Genomic DNA, 17,247 nt, shown 5'->3' with positions numbered 1-17,247 from the left:
GGGTGACGACACCCGCGGCCCGTCCGCGCATTCTCAGCCCTGCACGTTCCAGCGGACCGGGTCCTCGGCCTTCTCCGGTCGGTCCCGCCCGGGATCGGTCTCGGTCAGCGCGACCTGATCCTCCGGGCGGACGGCGGGCGGCAGCTCCCCGAACCGGATGTGGCGCAGGAACGCGTACTCGTCGTCGGTGAACGGCTTCTCGGTCATCGGCGCCCCCTCACTCCCCTGCATTGTCCAACAGCGGGTCTTCCACACAACGATCCGTTGACCGACAGCGTCGTGAGGTGCGCACCGCACACCCCCTAGAACATCCTAGGATCCTGGGCGTAAGAGGGCGGGCCCGGGAAAAGCGCGTCGATCTTGCACTAAGGGTTGCCGAAGTGTTCAGGTTCGGGTGGATTGTCGCCGCAGAAACCCCAAGATCGGCGCGAACGGGGCGGGGCGGGGGGTGGGTAGGCGGGCCAGCACTGCTAGCGCCGCACGGATGGGTCGGCGGCGCAGCATGTCGTCGAAGCTGGCCTGCCCCTGACAGAAGCGTACGAACATCCGCCAGCCCGGCGGGGTCGCCAACAATCCGTGGAACACCTCGGGGCTGCGGGTGAACAGGTCGAGCAGCCGGAACCCCGCCCGCATCTCCGGCGTCAGACGCCCGGCGACCGCCCGCTCGTAGCCGGCCAGGTCCCCCGCGGCGACCGCCGCCCCGGCCATCTCCCCGGAACGCAGGGCGAAGCTGATGCCCTCACGGCTCCACGGCTCCAGCAGCCCAGCCGCGTCCCCCACCACCAGCACCCGACCGTTGCGCAACGGCGAGTCCTCCTCGCGGCACCGGGTCAGGTGCCCCGAATCGTGCTCCGCCGGGAGCCCCGTCAGACCCAACCGGTCGACGAACTGCCGCAGGTAGGCACGGGTCCCCTCCCCCGCGCCCCGACCCGCGATCACGCCCACCGTCAACCGGTCACCCTTCGGGAACACCCAGGCGTACGACCCCGGCATCGCCCCCCAGTCCAGCAGGAGGCGGCCGCGCCAGCGTTCCTGCTCGACGGGCGGCACCGGGATCTCCAGTTCCAGCCCCAGATCGACCTGGCGGTAGCGCACACCCACGTGCCGGGCGGTCACCCCCGAGGAGCCGTCCGCGCCGATCACCGTGCGGGCGGTCAGGGTCGTACCGTCGGCCAGTCTGAGGCGTACCCCCTCGGGATCCTGCTCGATCGCGCGGACCGCGACCTGCTCCCGCAGCTGCGCGCCGGCGGCGACGGCCGCCGCGCGCAGCCGGTCGTCGAACTCCTCCCGACGGACCATGGTCACCACCGGGCTGTCGTGACGGCGGGTGAACTCCCGCCGGCCGTCGCGGGTGAACGTCACCCGGTCGACCCGGTCGTGCGCCGGCACCTCGATCCGACCCCGCACGGCGGCCAGGGACGTGCCGATGAGGCCACCTCCGCAGGTCTTGTAGCGGGGGTGCGTGGCGCGCTCGACGACCAGGGTACGGACGCCCGCGCGGGCTGCGGCGTGTGCCGCGGAGAGCCCGGCGGGGCCGGCGCCGACGACGACCAGATCCCAGACGATCACGGTTGCAGCCTAGGGCGTGTTCGTTCCCCACCGCCCGAACGGGTGGGCATCTTCGGCCAGGCACGGGGTATCCGACGCGGCGCAACCGTCCGCGTCCAGCGGGTGGGCGAAGGAGGAGATCATGCAGCGGATGGAGCTGTCGGAGGTCGAACAGCGGGTGTACGAGGCGGTCACCGCCCTCGAGGCACGCGGCCAGGTGCCCTATCCGGATCTGATCGCCGAAGGGTCCGGGCTGACCGAGGAACAGGTGCACGCCCCGCTGCACCAGCTCACCGAGAAGGGCCTGCTGCACCGCGAGGACTCGCCGATGGCCGGCCTCGACTTCGGCCCCCGGTTCTGCGCCCGTCAGATGGCGTGACCCTGGACGGTTGGCCCCCGGTGGTCGGGGTAGCGGTCAGGAATGCATGATCGACCGTCAACGGGGGGCACGATGAACGCGGCGCACGAGCCGCAGCCGGTCGACGCGGCCGCGAACCGTCGACGCTGGCAGGCGGTCGGCGTCGGGCTGGTCGCCGCGTTCATGACCCTGCTCGACGTGAGCATCGTCAACGTCGCGGTGCCGTCCATCGACCGCGCGCTGCAGGCCTCCCCGAGCGATCTGCAGTGGGTCCTCTCGGGCTACGCGCTCACCTTCGGCCTGGTGCTAGTACCGGCCGGTCGTTTCGGTGACTTCCGGGGTCGACGCAACGCGTTCGTCTTCGGCATCGCGCTGTTCACCCTGACCAGCGCGCTCGCCGGCCTGGCGACCTCCCCCACCTGGCTGGTCGCCGCCCGACTGCTCCAGGGCGCCGCCGCCGGCATCATCAACCCGCAGGTGATCGGGCTGATCCAACAGTTGTTCCGAGGGCCGGAGCGGGCCCGCCCCTTCGGGTTGCTCGGGGCGACCATCGGCATCTCCACCGCCGTCGGGCCCCTGCTCGGCGGACTGCTCATCGCCGTCGGCGGTGAGGACCACGGATGGCGGTGGGTCTTCTTCGTCAACGTGCCGGTCGGCATCGTCGCGGTGATCCTGGGGTGGCGGCTGCTGCCCGGTCGACCCGAGGGTCAGGCCGGTCGTCGTCGACTCGACCCGGTGGGTGTGCTGCTGCTCGGCGTCGGCGTGGTGCTGATCCTGCTGCCCCTCGTGCAGGACCAGCAGTGGCGTACGCCGTGGAAGTGGGCGCTCATCCCGGCCGGCCTGGCGGTGTTGGTCGCCTTCGGACTGTGGGAACGGTGGTACGCGCGACACCGCGAACCGCTGTTCCACCTGCGCCTGTTCACCTTCCAGTCGTACACCCTCGGGTCGCTCATCGCGCTCGTCTACTTCGGCGGCTTCACCGCGATCTTCTTCATCTTCACCCTGTTCCTACAGAACGGCCTCGGCTACAGCGCTCTCGTCGCCGGTCTCGCCATCACCCCGTTCGCCCTGGGGTCCGCCGCGGCGTCCGCCCTGGGGGGACGCATCGTCAACCGCTTCGGCCGGCCCCTGGTCGCCATCGGCCTGCTCGGCGTGGTGATCGGACTGGCCGCCACGGTCGTCGCGCTGCACCTCGCGCCCGACGCCCCGGCGCCCTGGGTCACCGCCGGGCCGCTGCTCGTCGCCGGCCTCGGTAGCGGCCTGGTCATCGCCCCCAACCAGACGCTCACCCTCGCCCAGGTGCCCGTAACGCAGGCGGGCAGCGGGGCCGGAATGCTCCAGACCGGCCAACGGATCGGCGCGGCGGCGGGCATCGCCGCAGTCGGCTCGATGTTCTTCTCCTCGCTGACCGACAGTCACGGCGACTGGACGGCCGCCTTCGAGAAGTCATTGCTGCTCGCCACGGGGATCATCGCGCTCGCGCTGGTCGCCGCACTTGTCGACATCGTGCGCAATCACCACCACTGACACCGCTCCTGCCTTCAAATCTTGGACAGTTTCCGTCAGCTGGTGACGGAAACTGTCTGCCGGTACGTCGATGGCCGGCACCCCGGGTGGGGGTGCCGGCCATCGGTTTGTCTTAGCTGTTCCAGTGCTGGGCAACCAGGTCGGTGGCCTGCTGCTCCCACTGGGCGTACGCGTCGGGGTAGGCCGAGACCTGTACGGTCTGGGCGGCGTCGGTCAGGGGCATGTCCTGCCAGCCGTCAACCTGGCGCAGGCCCTTGAGGAACGCGGTGGTGGAGTACTCCGGGTTGGTGATCTGCTCCGGGGTGCCCCAACCACTGGTGGGGCGCTGCTGGAACAGGCCGAGGGAGTCGTGGTCGTTGGCGTCACCGAGGTGGCCCAGGTTCTCCAGCTTGGACTCCTGCAGGCTCGTCGCGATCGAGATGACCGCGGCCCGCTCGGGCAGGCCGGCCTTCTTCGTGGCCGCGATGATCGCCTTGACGTTGGTCCTCTGCTCGTCGTTCAGGGTGATGTGCGACTGGTCGCCCTGCGGCTTCGGTGCCGCAGTCTGCACCGCCACGGCGGCGGGCTTGGCCTCGACCGGAGTGGCGGCGTGGGCGGCGATCGGGCCGGCGAACACACCACCGGCGAACGCCAGACCAGCAACGGACAGCATGCTCTTGCGGAAGATCGTGTTCATGGGGGTAGCTCCTTCGGGGGTAGGAAACACCCACACACCTGCTCGGGGGGATCGGGTGACGTGGGGGTCAGCACCTCGTCCGGGCGCTTGAGAAGTCTCGGGTCGGCGGCCTGCGAGCGGGGGGCTCGTGGCGCCGGGACCGTGTGTAACGACCGGCTGACCGGGGTCATTTCCCGGGCTGCGCACCGGGCGGAACCGGATCAAGCCGGGCGGGCGGCGAGGCCCGCGGTCGTTCGAAGGACTGCACAACGACCCGGCCCGGTCCGCCATTCCCACCCGCGCGAACGGGCTGGCCGGCCGTGGTCCTGCGATCGTCAGGGTATGTAACGACCCCGGGCCCGCCCACGAACGCATCCGCTCACCCACCCGCAAGCCCCACAACCGGACATAGCCCCCAGCGAGATGATCGACCCGAGACCGCCGACGTGGGGCCATCCCACGCGGCCCATACCCCCGCATCGGCGATCTGGAGTCGATGACGCCAACGGGCGGCATGGACGCCCCACCCGCGACGTAGGGCTGGCGCCCGTCGAAGGATCCGACGGGCGCCAGCCCCAGGGTGCGATCCGGGCACTGCCCGATTGGTGGTGCCGGTTAGTGCGCGGCTCCGCCGAAGCGCTGGCGGCGACGCCAGGCCAGGGTCAGCAGCACCATGATCGCGCCGGCGCCGACGAGGCCGCCGCCGAGCTTCATGGGCGTGCCGATGCTGTCACCGGTGACGGGCAGCGGCTGCTTGCGGTGCAGCACCCGCAGCTCGGTGGTCGCGGTCCGGCCGGACTCGCGGCCCGTGGCGGTGAAGGTCAGCAGACCGGTCACCGACGGCTTGTAGCTCTTGGTGAAGCGCCCCTGGGCGTTGGTGTACGCCGTGAAGGTGAGCGGCGCGCTCGCCTGGTAGGCCACCGGCGCCATGGCCACGGTGGTGCCGTCGCTGCGGCGGGCCGGCGCCTTGCCGGCGGCCGGGGCTGCCAGCGGCGTGACCGTCACGGAGATGTCGACGGTCTCGTTGGGACCGAAGCCCGTACCGGTCAGGACGACCGTCTCGCCGAGGAAGATCGTCGGCCGGTTGACGGTCAGGGACGCGGCGGCCGGCGGGTATGGCGGCGGCTGGGGCGGATCGGTGGTCGCGCTGGGCGTCGGCTGCGGCTGTGCCGCCCCCGCTGCCGTCGGCACGGCCACCACGGCCAGGCCGACCGTGAGCGCCATGATGATGCGGGATAGCCGCATGATTGGTTCCCTCCTACTGGTCACAGCTTGGTGCGGAATGAACTTGGGTGGTCCATGGGCTGGCGGTGGGGGTCAGCCACAGCTCGGCCTGCCCGACGCCGGTCTTGGCCGTCAGGACGGTGAGCTCCAGCGCCTTCTCGACGCCGGGGCCGATGTCGACGTTCGCCGTCGCCACCTGGCGGCGGCGTTCGGTGCCGCTGCCCAGTGCCGTCTCAGCCCCGTCCAGCCGGGCGTCGAGCACGGCGCCGCCAGCCGGGCTGTAGATCGACACCAACGTGCGCACGGTGTACGGATCGCCAGCCAGGCCGAGGCCAAGGATCGACTTGCTGAGCCCTGACTTCGGTGCCGTCGAGCGCAGGGTCACCCGCAGCCGGAGTTCGCGGCGGCCGTCGGGCCGGCAATCGCCGACCGTGAGGCTCGCCGTCGGCCGCAGGTAGTAGCCGAGCTTCGCGCCGCTGCCGTCGTTGAGGAACACGCCGACCGTCGGCACGGTGTCCTGTTCCGGGAGCGTCCCGGCCATCCGGCTGTCGCCGAACGTCCGCTGTTCCTCCGGGTGAGCACTCCAGAACAATATCCGGCGTTCCGTGATAGCACGGTCAAATGCGGACAACAACACCCTTGGGTTGACATTCTTCTTGAAGAAGGCGTCAAACACCGCTGCGGCCGAGGACGCGAAGTAGGCGTCCTGCTGGGCGGTGTCCAGCCGCTGGTAGGTCTCGTTGAGGACGGTCTGCACGACCTTCTCGCTGGCCAGCGGCACCCCACCGGGCACCAGCACCGGACCGGTCGCCTTGAGCAGGTAGGACAGCACCACCGGGTCGACGGCGAGCACGCCGTCGACGGCGGTTCCGGTCTTGCGCCGGAACATCTCCCGGTACAGGGCGGCGGCGGTCGGGAAGTGCGGGGTGAGGTTCACATCCGCGGGGTAGATGCCCGGCAGGTCGGTCCAGATCGCCCGGGTCTCGGCGGGCAGCTTGAGCGCTGGCGTGAACTGGCCGAGGGACGCGCTGCTGCCCTGGCGGCCCATCCGAACCCGTCCGCCCTCGGCCTCGATCATCGCGTACGCGCCGAACATGCCACCGGTGGCCCGCAACTCGGCCAGGTTCTGCGAGACGAGCAGGTAGCGCCGCGGGCCACCGCCGCCGAGCAACGGCGGCAGCAGCCGCGCGCCCTGGTCGGCGGCGGCGGTGAGGCTGGCCAGCCGGTCGATCTCGCCACGGAGGTCGGTCAGCGCCTGCCGGACCTGGCTGAGCAGCCGGTCGCCCGGCACGCTGGCCAGGTCACGACGGGTGCCCTGCACCGCGTCGTTCACCCGCGTCAGTTCCGCCGAGACCGACGCGAGCCGGGCCAGGTCCAACCGGCCGCCGGCCGGCACGAGGCTGGTCAGGTCCGTGCGCAGCAGGCTGGGGAACGCCCGCCGGGCCAGGTCGTCGATGGCGATGGCGATCAGACGGACCGCGTCGAGGTCGTCGCCGGCGACCGGGGTACGCCGACCGATCTTCCAACTCGGGTCGGATGTGGCGGCCCGGGCCGCGCCGGACTGCTCCTGGAGGGCGGAGAGGGTCCGCAGGGCGCGATCGGTGTCCCCGCCCACGACCTGGGCGCTCAACTCCCGGGCCAGGCCGGCGGCGTTGATCAGGTGTGCGCGCGCCTGCCAACCACGAAAGCCGACCCATCCGCCAGCGGCCAGCACCAGCGATCCCACCACCAGGGCACCGAGCAGGGCACGTCGCAGTCGCGCTCGCCGACGACGCCGGGACCGGCTTCGCCGTCGACGCGGCCGTTCGCTCTCCGTCACACCACACTCCCGTTTGCCGGAATCGGACAGCCCGTCAGATTCCTAGACGTTCTTAGCACGTTACGAGGACTCTCGTACCGATATGGCGATTAACGTCCTTTACGCGAGGTTTCCTCGCGACGTCCCGCCGCCTGCGGAACGCGGCCCGCGGCCTCGTGCAGCAGCCGTTCGATCCGGTCCACGCCATCCGGCAGGGACATCTCCCGCAGGTACGTCTGTCGTCCCCGGCGCCCCATCTCGGTGCGTGCGGGCGGCGGGATGGTCGCGGCAAGCCAGAACCGGTCGGCCAGCGCGGCCCAGTCCTCGGGAGGGCAGGACAGCCCGGCCCGGGCGCGCTCGACCAGTTCGGCGGTGTCCCCGCCGGCCGACGCGACGACGGGCGCGGCACACGAGAGTGCGGCCTGTAGCTTGCCCGGCACCATGCCGCGAAGCTCGGGCAGGTCGCGCAGCATGATCAGCTGGTAGTCGGCGGCGGCGTACAGCTCGGGCATGTCGACAGGTGAGCGCCGATCGAGGAAGCGGACGTTCTCCGCCTTGAGGTCGGCGGCGAGCCCCCGCACCCGCCGCTCGTCCGCGCCCGATCCGACCAGGACCAGGTCCATCGTGCGGTCCAGCGCCGCCGCCGCCCGTACCGCCGTCTCCAGCCCCTGGCGGGGCCCGATGGTCCCGGCATGCATGACCACGCACCGGCGATCCCGGCGGACCATCTGCCGGGCCGCCGCACCGGGGGTCGCCGGATAGAAGATGCGCTCGTCGGTCCAGTTGAGGACCAGGTGGACCCGGCCCGGGTCGGCACCGGCGGCGACCACCAGGTCGCGCATCGACGGCGCCGCCACGGCGACCCGCGCCGCAGACCGGTAGATGCGGGTCATCGCGGCACCCATTCGCGCGGACCAGCGTCCGTCGCCTGCCGCGTCGACGCCGTCGCGCGCCCAGACATCCTGTACGTGCAGCACCGCCGGCACCCTCGTGAGCAGGCGAAGCACGGCGGCGGTGGCGAACGTGGTGGCCGGCAACTGGAAGACGTAGAGGGCGTCCACGTCAGCCAGGAACCGGCGTGCCGCCAGCGAGGCGCTCCCGGCGAACGACAGGTAACTGGCCATCCGCGCTCCCGGGGAGGCGGCCCCACCGGAGATGCGTGGCACTCGCCGGACCGTCAGCCGTCGGCTGTGCGTCTCGTGGTGCCACCGCTGCCGCCACCCTGGATAGACGTGGCCGCCCGGGTAGTCGGGAAATCCGGTGAGGACCCGGACCTCGTGCCCGCGCGCCGCCAACTCCTCGGCGAGGCTGCCCGGGATGAACGCCGGCTCGGGTGGGAAGTGGTACGACAGGATGCCGATCTTCACCGGAGCACCGCCGGTGGGCACGGATCGACCTCGGCCGGCGCGGCACCGCGTCCGACGGACGGCCGGCCCGCGTACGATGCCGACAACCCCTCCCCGCGCGTCCCCCGGCGCCGACGCACCACCCTCGCGGTGCGGCGGCCCGTGTCCGCACCCACGAGAGGGCTTCCGATGGCCGACCGCGTGCTGTTCGTCTGCCACGCCAACCTGTGCCGCTCGCCGATGGCCGAGTTCCTGGCCCGCCGACTGCTGGCCGACCGGCCGGTGCTGGTGTCCAGCGCCGGCACCGATGCGATGGACGGGATGGCCATGCACCCGTACGCGGCGCAGATCGCGACCGAGGAGGGCGGCGATCCGGCGGCGTTCGCCAGTCGAACGCTGCGGGCCGAACACCTGACCGAAGCGACCCTCGTGCTGACCGCGACGCGCCGGCAGCGGTCGGTGTGCACCGCACTGGCGCCGGGAGCGCTGCACCGGACGTTCACCCTGCGCCAGTTCGGCCGGCTGGCGGCGGCGGCCGAGCCGCCGACCGAATCGGCCGACGATCCGCTGCGGGCCGCGATCGCCGCCGCCGCCCACGCCCGGGGGCGGCTGCAACCCGCCGCCCCGGACGCGGACGACCTGCGGGACCCGATCGGCGGCACCGCCGCCGACTTCCGACGCTGCGCCGAGGAGATCGAACGCTCGCTACGACCCCTCGCCGCGCTCATCGGGGCAACCGGGTGAGTTCCTGGGTACGGTCACTGACGCCGTTGTTGACCCCCGCGCCCTCGCTGTGCCGGGCCGCGGGGGCCCGATCGGTCGGGACCGACTGCGCGGCGTTCGAGGCGACCACCCGGTAGGCCTCGTACTGGTACGCCTCGGCCTTGGCCACCTTCGCCATGTTCAGCACACAGCCGAGCAGCCGCACCGAGACCGAGTGCAACGACCGGGCCGCCGCGGCAACCTGGGCCCGCGACGTACGGCCCTGCTGGCTCACCAGCAGTGCCCCGTCGGCCTGGACGGCCACCACGACACCGTCGGTCACCGCGAGCAGCGGCGCGGTGTCGATGATCACGATGTCCGCGGACTCACGCAGCGCGAGCAGCAGGTCCGCCATCGCCTTCGAGCCGAGCAGTTCGCTCGGGTTGGGCGGCGCGGAACCGCTGGGCAGCACCAGCAGGGACTTGTCGCCCCAGCGCTGCACCACGTCACCGACCTGGACGTCACCGACGAGCACGTCGGTGAGACCGACGCCGGCGTCCAGGCCCAGGTAGTCGTCGACCTTCGGGCGGCGCAGGTCGGCGTCGACCAGCAGCACCCGCCAGCCCGCCTCGGCCAGCGCGATTGCCAGGTTGCAGGACATCGTCGTCTTGCCCTCGCCCTGCAGGGCACTGGTCACGGCGATGACCCGGGCGGGTTCGTGCACGTCCACGAATCGCAGGTTGGTCCGCAGCTTGCGGACGGCCTCCGCGCGGGCCGAGGTCGCGGCCTCGCCGACGATCAGCGGGGCCGTGCGGGCGGCACTTTCGAACGGGATCTCACCGAGCAGCGGGCTTCCGGTCGCGCGTTGCAGGCCAGCGGCGTCCCGCAGGCGGATGTCGGCGACGCCGCGCAGGATCGCCAGGCCGACGCCGAGCACCAGACCGAGCAGGCCGCCGAGCATGAGGTTGCGCAGCGGCTTCGGCGAGACCGGGCTCGCGGTGACCCGTGGGCCGCTGACCACCTCGATCTTGATGGGCGCCTTGCCCTCGGGCGGCGTCTCGACCTTCTGCACGAGTTCGACGAACTTGGCGGCGAGAGTCTCGCTCACCCGCAGGGCCCGAGTCTGGTCGGTGTCCGTGACAGAGGCCCGCAGCAGGACGGTGCCCGTCTCGGTGGAGGTGGTCACGCGGCGCTGCACCTCGTCCGCGGTGAGCCCGACCGGGGTCTCGGCGGCCACGCTCTGCGCCAGGCGGTCGCTGCTGAGCAGGTCGGCGTACGACTTGACACGCTGCTGGAGGAAGAGACCGCCCTGGTAGGCGTCGGTGACGCCCTGGTTGGGGGTGGTGACGAAGAAGGTCACCGAGGCGACGTACCGGGGCTTGGCCCGTACGGTCACGAACGCCGAGACGCCCAGGGCCACCATGACCGTGACCAGTACGACCCACCAGTGCCGACGCACGTGGCGCAGTTGGCGGAGCAGGTCCATCAGGATTGCCTCCGGGCGCGTCCGGTTACGCCAAAGAACTTCACGAAAACCCCCAAGGTCGTCTGTCAACTCGTGAAACCATTAAAGCCCCTCATAGGGCTTATGTCCGGAGTTACGTATTTTCGACGCGACCAACTGCGCCCGCATGACCAACCCGACAAAGGGCCATTCGGCAGCGGCGATGGCCGGAAAAGTCGGCGACCGATTTCCCGCGGCCCGCCCGGCCGCCGCGTTTCACCCATGCCGATCAGCGCCCTCCGGCCGCCCGGATAGGGTGGACAGTGGTGTGCCGGGAAGTCTGGTCGGCGATTGGATCCCTGCCGTCCCGACACCCGAGGTGAGCCCCTCCATGACCGGCCGCACCCCCTCCACCGATCGGCCGCGCGTCCGGCTCCTCTCCCGGTCGTCCTGGCCCGAGGCCCGGCACCTGGCCGAGGTGCTGCGCACCGAGACAGTCGGCGGCGCCCTGCTGCTGCTCGGCGCCGTCGTCGCACTGATCTGGGCGAACTCGCCGTGGAGCGGGGCGTACGTCCGCCTCGGCGCCTGGGTGCCCTGGGCCGGCGGCGAGCGCTGGCACCTCGACCTGAGCCTCGCGACCTGGGCAGCCGACGGCCTGCTGGCCATCTTCTTCTTCGTGGTCGGCCTGGAGCTCAAGCGCGAGTTCGTCGCCGGCGACCTGCGCGATCCCCGACGCGCGGCGCTTCCGGTGGTCGCCGCCCTGGGTGGGATGGCGCTGCCGGCACTGATCTACGTGGCGGTGCTCCTCGGCACCGGCGGCGAGGGACTGCGGGGCTGGGCCATCCCGACCGCCACCGACATCGCCTTCGCGCTGGCCGTGCTCGCGGTGGTCAGCTCACACCTGCCCCAGGGCCTGCGCGCCTTCCTGCTCACCCTCGCCGTGGTCGACGACCTGTTCGCGATCACCATCATCGCGGTCTTCTACACCGCCGACTTCCACCCACTACCCCTGCTCGCCGCGCTCGCCCCGATCGGGCTCTTCGCCTGGCTGGTGCAGCGTGGCCGGACCTGGTGGTGGGCTCTCATCCCGCTGGCGGTCGCCACCTGGGCCCTGGTGCACGCCTCCGGTGTGCACGCCACAGTCGCCGGCGTGCTGCTCGGCTTCACCGTGCCCGTACTGACCCGAGCCCGGGGCGGCGCCCCTGCCACACCCGACCGGTCGGAGCCCGGCGACGCGGACGCGGGCGGGCTCGCCGCACACCTGGAACACCGGTGGCGACCCGTCTCGGCGGGCATCGCCGTACCGGTCTTCGCCCTCTTCGCGGCCGGCGTGACACTTCGTGGCACCGATCTGGGTGCCCTACTGACCGATCCGGTGGTGATCGCCGTGGTGGCCGGCCTGGTGGTCGGCAAGAGCATCGGGATCTTCGGCTCGACCTACCTGCTGGCCCGGTTCACCGGCGCCGAGCTGGACGAGGACATCACCTGGTCCGACCTGGGCGGGATCGCCCTGCTGGCCGGGGTCGGGTTCACCGTCTCCCTGCTCATCGGCGACCTGGCGTTCGGCGCGGGCAGCACCGCCGACCAACGGGTCAAGGCGGCGGTGCTCACCGGGTCGGTGATCTCCGCGATCCTCGCCGGCGTTGTGCTGGCCCGCCGCAACGCCGCGTACCGGCGGGTGGCCGAGAATGAGCGACTCGACGCCGACGGCGACGGCGTACCCGATGTCTATCAGCGGCCCGGTCGCGACTGACCGGGCCGGCCGGCGGCCGGGTCAGCGACGGCGGTCGTCGCTGGGCCGCCGGTCCTCGGTCTCGTCCGCGAGGGCGTCGGCCGTGGGCGCGGTGAGGTCGTCGCCGGGCACCGCCACCTCCTCCGCGAGGTCCTGCTCGTCGGGCTTGCCGCCGGCCTGCGGCTCGGGAGCGGTGGCGCCGCCGGCGTACCCGTACTCGTTCGGTTCGTCGTGCCGGCTCATGTGGTTATCCTCCCGCTTTCGACTGTTTCGCTGGTACCGCCCACGGTAGGCCGTGCTCGTCGTCCCCGCAGCGTGGCGGAAATTGTCGCCGTGACCAGGGTGGCGGGTGACTCAGCGCCGCCGCGAGCAGTTGACGCAGCGCGACGATCGCCGCGACGGCGGCCAGGCGACCCCAGGCCGGCTCGCCCGCGAGCCGGAGCAGGCCGGCCGCCGTCAGCAGGTCCAACAGCACCCGTACGGCAACCCGCACGTCGCCGGTGCACAACGCCGTGACGACCCCGGCGACCAACGCCACCGCGGTCACGGCCTCGACCAACGCGTCGATCACGGCCGCTGCTGCCCATCGGCGACCTGCCGCTGCTCCTGTTGGATCTCCCGGTTCAAGAAGTAGTTCAGCGCCGTCCGGATCGTGGCGATCGCCGCGAGCTGGCCGATCTGCGTGAACGACGGGGACACCGCGGTCCGCAGGACGTCCGCCGCCAGTTGGAACTCCAGGCCGAGCGTCAGGAACCGGCCCAGCGACAGACGGATCGGGGTGAAGACAGCGGCGGTGCGGTGCCGCAGCCCCTCGACCAGGAACCGCACCGCCGCCCAGAGAGCACCCACGACGATCACCAGGGCGCCGGCCGCCTCCACCACGGCGACCAGCACCTCGTCGCCGTGGCGCAGCAGCTCGGCCGGCTCCACCCGCACGCGTTACCCGCCACCGGGGCAGCTAGTCGGCGCTCAGGTCAGCTCGTTGACGGCCTCCAGGATCAGCCAGAGGCCACTGATGGCGAAGAGCACCGCGGCGCCGTACCTGATGGTCTTCTCCGGCAGGCGGCGGCCGAGCATCCGACCGACCAGGATGGCCAGCGCGTCCGCGGCCACCATGCCGATCGTGGAGCCGAGCCAGGTGCCGAACCAGCCGTACTTGGTGGCCAGGGTGATCGTCGCGAGCATCGTCTTGTCGCCCAGCTCGGCCAGGAAGAACGCCACCGAGACCGCCACGATCGCCCTCTTGCTGGTCTTCTCGGCCTTGCGCTTCTCCTCCTCGGTGAGCGTGTCACCGCGCAGCGTCCACGCGCCGAAGCCGAGGAACGCGACGCCGGCCACCAGGGAGATCCACTCGGTGGGCAGCACGGCGCCGAGACCCGAACCGATGGCGACCGACGCCAGGTGCACCAGCGCCGTCGCGACGGTGATACCGAGCAGCACCGGGAGCGGCTTGAACCGCGTGGCGAACGTCAGCGCCATCAACTGGGACTTGTCTCCCAGCTCGGCGACGAATATGACACCGAAGCTGATGACCAGCGCGGCGAGGAATCCCTCCATGACAACCTTCCCGTTTCCGCCGGGAGGAGGTACGGGGGCGCCCTCGACCCGGCTGCGACAGCCTGAGTCGAAGGTCTCGCCCGCCCCGGAGACCAGGGCCGCGTGGCCGGATGCGGAACGCACCAGTATGTCGACCACGACATTGGGGGCTACTCCCCTTCGCGCGACCAGCCTAACCGATCACCCGGCGCACCGGACGTCACGGGTGAACAGCCTCACCGCGCCCGGGCCAACGTCACCCCGAAGAGCCCGCCCGGGTCGGTCCAGAAGTGCGCCGCCGTGAAATCCGCCGCGTCCAGCTCGGCGGCCACCCCCTCCGGACGGAACTTCGCCGACACCTCCGTCCGCAACTCCTCCCCGGCGTCGAACGCCACCGAAAGGTCCAGCACACGCACCCGCATCGGCCGTGTCGCCCGCAGCCGCATCTCGATCCACTCCTGCTCCGGGTCCCAGCGGGCGACGTGCGCGTACGCCTCCGGGTCGAAGTCCGCACCCAACTCCCGGTTGATCACGTACAGCACGTTGCGGTTGAACTCGGCCGTGATCCCGGCCGCGTCGTCGTACGCCGGCACGATCACCGACGGGTCCTTCACCAGGTCGGTGCCGAGCAGCAGCCAGTCGCCGACCTCCAGCGCGGCGCGCATCGCGGCCAGGAACCCGGCCCGCTCGGCCGGCAGCAGGTTGCCGATCGTGCCGCCCAGGAACACCACCAACCGTCGACCACCGGTCGGCAGCCGGTCGAGCTGGCGGGTGAAGTCGCCCACGATCCCCCGCACGCGCAGCCCCGGATAGTCGGCGGCGATCTGCGCTGTCGACCCGAGCAGGGCGCTGACCGACACGTCGAGTGGGACGAACGTACCGAGTCCTCCCCGGCGGGTGAACGCGTCCAACAGCAGTCGGGTCTTCTCCGACGAGCCCGAGCCCAGCTCGATCAGGGTCTTCGCGCCGGTCAGGGCCGCCACGTCGTCGGCGTGCGCGGCCAGCACCGCCCGCTCGGCCCGGGTCGGGTAGTACTCCGGCAGCCGGGTGATCTCCTCGAACAGCTCACTGCCCCGCGAGTCGTAGAACCACTTCGGCGGCAGCCACTTGGCCTCGGCGGTCAACCCGGCCCGGACGTCCGCACGCAGACCACGCTCCAGGTCCTGCGGTTCGAGGTAGATCTCCAACGGTTCCGCGCTCATAACCCCGCCTCCCTGCTGTCGTCAGACACCTCGCCCAGCCCGACCGGCACGGCTCACCGGATCGGCAGTTCGCACACCCGCACCTCGTCCGTCGTGGCGTCGACCAGACGCCGCTGCGGCACCGGCCGCCACCCGGGGTCGTCGTCGTGCGGCTCGGACGCCAGCACCACCGAGTCCGTCGCCGCGCGCACCGACAGCGCGTGGCCGAACGTGGTGGCCACCACCCGCCGCCCGTCGGTGAGCAGCACATTCAGTCGCGACCCCGGTGCAGCCGCGGCGACCTCGACCACCGTCCGGGCGACCGCCTCGCCCGGGTCGTCGCCGGCGCGCAGCCGATGCCGCACCAGCGCCCACAGCAGCGCCGAGTCGGTGGCCGCGTCCAGGGTCAGCAGGTCACGCACCGGCAGGCCGGCGGCGAGCGGCACCATCGAGTCGGGCCAGCCCCGGATCACCCCGTTGTGGCTGAACAGCCACCGGTCCTCGGCGAACGGGGCGGCGGCGCCGTCGAGCACCGCCATCCCCACCGTGGCGGAACGGACCGCCGCCAGCACCGCGCCGGCCCGGGTCACCGCCGCCAGCTCGGCGATCGTCGGGTCGCTCCAGATCGGCTGGGCACGCCGGTACCGCACCGGAGCGCCGCCGTCGGGATACCAGCCGACGCCGAACCCGTCGGCGTTGATCGTGCCGCCGCCGCGCATGTCACGCGGCGCCCAGGACTGACGGACCAGCGCGTACGCCGGCTCGAACAGCAACTCGGCCAGCGTGACCGGTGGTCCCAGGTAGGCGAGGTGACGGCACATCAGCGCACCCCGCGTGGCACCGGGCGCCTCACCGCGGCGACTCCTCCGCAGCGGCGTCGCGGGCACAGCGGAAGCCGCTGAAGATCTGCCGTCGGATCGGATAGTCCCAGTTACGGAACGTGCCCCGGCACGCCGACCGGTCCGTGCCGAACGAGCCGCCGCGCAGCACCCGGTAGTCGTCGCCGAAGAACACCTCGGAGTACTCGCGGTACGGGAACGCGGTGAAGCCGGGATGGCCGGTGAACGTGGTCGACGTCCACTCCCACACGTCCCCGATGAGCTGGTGCACACCCAGCGGCGACGCGCCGGCCGGGTACGCGCCGACCGGTGCCGGCCGCAGGTGACGTTGGTCGAGGTTGGCGTGCGCCCCGGTCGGCTCGCCGTCGCCCCACGGGTAGCGGCGGGACCGACCGGTCGTCGGGTCCCACCGCGCGGCCTTCTCCCACTCCGCCTCGGTCGGCAGACGCTTGCCGGCCCACGCCGCGTACGCCCGCGCCTCGTGGAAGCACACGTGCACCACCGGCTCGTCGGGACGTACCGGGTCCCATCGACCGAAGCGCCGGTACGTCCAGCGGTCTCCGTCACGACGCCAGTGCAGGGGCGCAACGAGCTGCTCACGAACCCGGTGCTCCCAGCCCGCCGCGCTCCACCACCGCCGGTCGGAGTAACCGCCGTCGGCGATGAACGCCTCGTACGCGCCGTTGGTGACCGGTACGGCGTCGATGACGTACGCGGGCAGGTGGACCTGGTGTGCGGGGCGTTCGTTGTCCAGGGCCCACGGTTCGGTGTCGGTGCCCATCGTGAACTCACCGGCCGGCACCAGCACCTCCCCGTCGACGCGGACGGTCGGCTCGGGCGGCGGCGGGGCGTGCAGGACGGCCGCGCCCGCGCGCAGTTGGTGTGTCGCGAGCATCGTCTCGTCGTGCTGCTGCTCGTGCTGCACGATCATGCCGAAGGCGAACCCGGCGGCGACCAGGGACCGATCGGTGAAGCGCACCGCGTCGAGCAGGTCGTACACCTTGTCGCGGACCGTACCCAGGTAGGCGCGCGCCTCCGCGGGTGGCAACAGGGGCAGCGCCGGACGGTCCCGGCGGGGCTGCTTGAACGCGTCGTACAGGTCGTCGATGTCGCAGCGGACCGGCTCGCGGCCACCCACGTCGCGCACCAGCCAGAGTTCCTCCTGGTTGCCGACGTGCGCCAGATCCCAGACCAACGGCGACATCAGCGGAGAGTGCTGGCGCATCAGGTCGGCGTCGTCGACCGCCTCGGTCAGCAGGGCCGTTCGGGAGCGGGCACGCGCCAACTCGCCCGCGATCCGCCCCCGCAACCGTTCCCCGTCCGCATGGTCCGTCGCACTCGCGCTCACGGTTGCATC

18 protein-coding genes are annotated in these 17,247 nt (G+C 71.8%); 4 read left to right on the top strand and 14 right to left on the bottom strand.

Annotated features, from left to right (window positions below):
• Positions 1–33: 33 nt before the first annotated feature.
• Together ACGFH9_RS11195 and ACGFH9_RS11190 are read right to left on the bottom strand one after the other, a co-directional pair.
• Complete coding sequence (locus ACGFH9_RS11195) at positions 34–207, bottom strand: hypothetical protein (protein WP_355249086.1); 174 nt, start codon at positions 205–207, stop codon at positions 34–36.
• A gap of 177 nt (positions 208–384) precedes the next feature.
• Positions 385–1,569, bottom strand: a complete 1,185-nt coding sequence (locus ACGFH9_RS11190; protein WP_393217437.1) for a geranylgeranyl reductase family protein — start codon at positions 1,567–1,569, stop codon at positions 385–387.
• A 121-nt stretch (positions 1,570–1,690) separates the two neighbouring features.
• Here ACGFH9_RS11190 and ACGFH9_RS11185 point away from each other — a divergent pair, with 121 nt between their 5' ends.
• Positions 1,691–1,927, top strand: a complete 237-nt coding sequence (locus ACGFH9_RS11185; protein ID WP_355249091.1) for a hypothetical protein — start codon at positions 1,691–1,693, stop codon at positions 1,925–1,927.
• A gap of 42 nt (positions 1,928–1,969) precedes the next feature.
• On the top strand, positions 1,970–3,433 hold the full coding sequence (locus tag ACGFH9_RS11180; RefSeq protein ID WP_393217435.1) for an MFS transporter: 1,464 nt from the start codon (positions 1,970–1,972) through the stop codon (positions 3,431–3,433).
• A gap of 112 nt (positions 3,434–3,545) precedes the next feature.
• Here the strand turns inward: ACGFH9_RS11180 and ACGFH9_RS11175 are convergent, their stop codons facing one another.
• The 4 genes from ACGFH9_RS11175 to ACGFH9_RS11160 all read right to left on the bottom strand — a co-directional run bounded on the left by ACGFH9_RS11175 (position 3,546) and on the right by ACGFH9_RS11160 (position 8,477).
• A complete protein-coding gene (locus ACGFH9_RS11175; protein WP_393217434.1) occupies positions 3,546–4,109 on the bottom strand; it encodes a hypothetical protein in 564 nt (187 codons plus the stop codon).
• Between the two features lie 594 nt (positions 4,110–4,703).
• A complete protein-coding gene (locus tag ACGFH9_RS11170; protein ID WP_393217432.1) occupies positions 4,704–5,333 on the bottom strand; it encodes a hypothetical protein in 630 nt (209 codons plus the stop codon).
• 13 nt (positions 5,334–5,346) lie between these two features.
• A complete protein-coding gene (locus ACGFH9_RS11165) occupies positions 5,347–7,041 on the bottom strand; it encodes a DUF4012 domain-containing protein (protein ID WP_393217431.1) in 1,695 nt (564 codons plus the stop codon).
• 179 nt (positions 7,042–7,220) lie between these two features.
• Positions 7,221–8,477, bottom strand: coding sequence for a glycosyltransferase family 4 protein (locus ACGFH9_RS11160; RefSeq protein WP_393217622.1), 1,257 nt, complete (start codon positions 8,475–8,477; stop codon positions 7,221–7,223).
• Between the two features lie 168 nt (positions 8,478–8,645).
• On the opposite strand from ACGFH9_RS11160, the gene ACGFH9_RS11155 reads away from it, so the two are divergent.
• Positions 8,646–9,200 carry a low molecular weight phosphatase family protein gene (locus ACGFH9_RS11155; protein WP_355624913.1) on the top strand — a complete coding sequence of 185 codons (555 nt, stop codon included), beginning with the start codon at positions 8,646–8,648 and terminating at the stop codon, positions 9,198–9,200.
• On the opposite strand, the gene ACGFH9_RS11150 is transcribed toward ACGFH9_RS11155, so the two are convergent.
• The gene (locus ACGFH9_RS11150) at positions 9,181–10,644 is read right to left on the bottom strand and encodes a polysaccharide biosynthesis tyrosine autokinase (RefSeq protein WP_393217429.1); all 1,464 of its coding nucleotides are present in this window, start codon (positions 10,642–10,644) and stop codon (positions 9,181–9,183) included. The two genes, ACGFH9_RS11155 and ACGFH9_RS11150, sit on opposite strands and share 20 nt — an antisense overlap.
• 349 nt (positions 10,645–10,993) lie before the next feature.
• On the opposite strand from ACGFH9_RS11150, the gene nhaA reads away from it, so the two are divergent.
• Entirely contained in the window at positions 10,994–12,355 is a 1,362-nt protein-coding gene (gene nhaA, locus ACGFH9_RS11145) for a Na+/H+ antiporter NhaA (protein ID WP_393217427.1), read from the top strand.
• Between the two features lie 21 nt (positions 12,356–12,376).
• On the opposite strand, the gene ACGFH9_RS11140 is transcribed toward nhaA, so the two are convergent.
• The 7 genes from ACGFH9_RS11140 to egtB all read right to left on the bottom strand — a co-directional run bounded on the left by ACGFH9_RS11140 (position 12,377) and on the right by egtB (position 17,238).
• Positions 12,377–12,577 (bottom strand): hypothetical protein, encoded by a 201-nt coding sequence (locus ACGFH9_RS11140; RefSeq protein WP_355247500.1) that lies wholly within the window; start codon positions 12,575–12,577, stop codon positions 12,377–12,379.
• 4 nt (positions 12,578–12,581) lie between these two features.
• The gene (locus ACGFH9_RS11135) at positions 12,582–12,905 is read right to left on the bottom strand and encodes a hypothetical protein (protein ID WP_393217425.1); all 324 of its coding nucleotides are present in this window, start codon (positions 12,903–12,905) and stop codon (positions 12,582–12,584) included.
• The gene (locus ACGFH9_RS11130; RefSeq protein ID WP_393217423.1) at positions 12,902–13,264 is read right to left on the bottom strand and encodes a DUF1622 domain-containing protein; all 363 of its coding nucleotides are present in this window, start codon (positions 13,262–13,264) and stop codon (positions 12,902–12,904) included. The genes ACGFH9_RS11135 and ACGFH9_RS11130 overlap by 4 nt, the downstream gene beginning before the upstream one ends.
• Positions 13,265–13,303: 39 nt before the next feature.
• Entirely contained in the window at positions 13,304–13,891 is a 588-nt protein-coding gene (locus tag ACGFH9_RS11125) for a TMEM165/GDT1 family protein (RefSeq protein WP_393217421.1), read from the bottom strand.
• A 215-nt stretch (positions 13,892–14,106) separates the two neighbouring features.
• Positions 14,107–15,072: an L-histidine N(alpha)-methyltransferase gene (gene egtD / locus ACGFH9_RS11120; protein ID WP_393217420.1), complete on the bottom strand. Its 966-nt coding sequence runs from the start codon at positions 15,070–15,072 to the stop codon at positions 14,107–14,109.
• Positions 15,073–15,125: 53 nt separating this feature from the next.
• Positions 15,126–15,872 carry an ergothioneine biosynthesis protein EgtC gene (egtC, locus tag ACGFH9_RS11115; protein ID WP_393217419.1) on the bottom strand — a complete coding sequence of 249 codons (747 nt, stop codon included), beginning with the start codon at positions 15,870–15,872 and terminating at the stop codon, positions 15,126–15,128.
• A gap of 28 nt (positions 15,873–15,900) precedes the next feature.
• Positions 15,901–17,238, bottom strand: a complete 1,338-nt coding sequence (egtB, locus tag ACGFH9_RS11110; protein ID WP_393217417.1) for an ergothioneine biosynthesis protein EgtB — start codon at positions 17,236–17,238, stop codon at positions 15,901–15,903.
• Positions 17,239–17,247: the final 9 nt, after the last annotated feature.

Origin of the sequence: Micromonospora sp. NPDC049102, assembly GCF_043197485.1 — a bacterium.
Lineage (GTDB): Bacteria > Actinomycetota > Actinomycetes > Mycobacteriales > Micromonosporaceae > Micromonospora.
The sequence above is the reverse complement of the archived record's forward strand: the minus strand, read 5'-3'. Positions and strand labels throughout refer to the sequence as shown.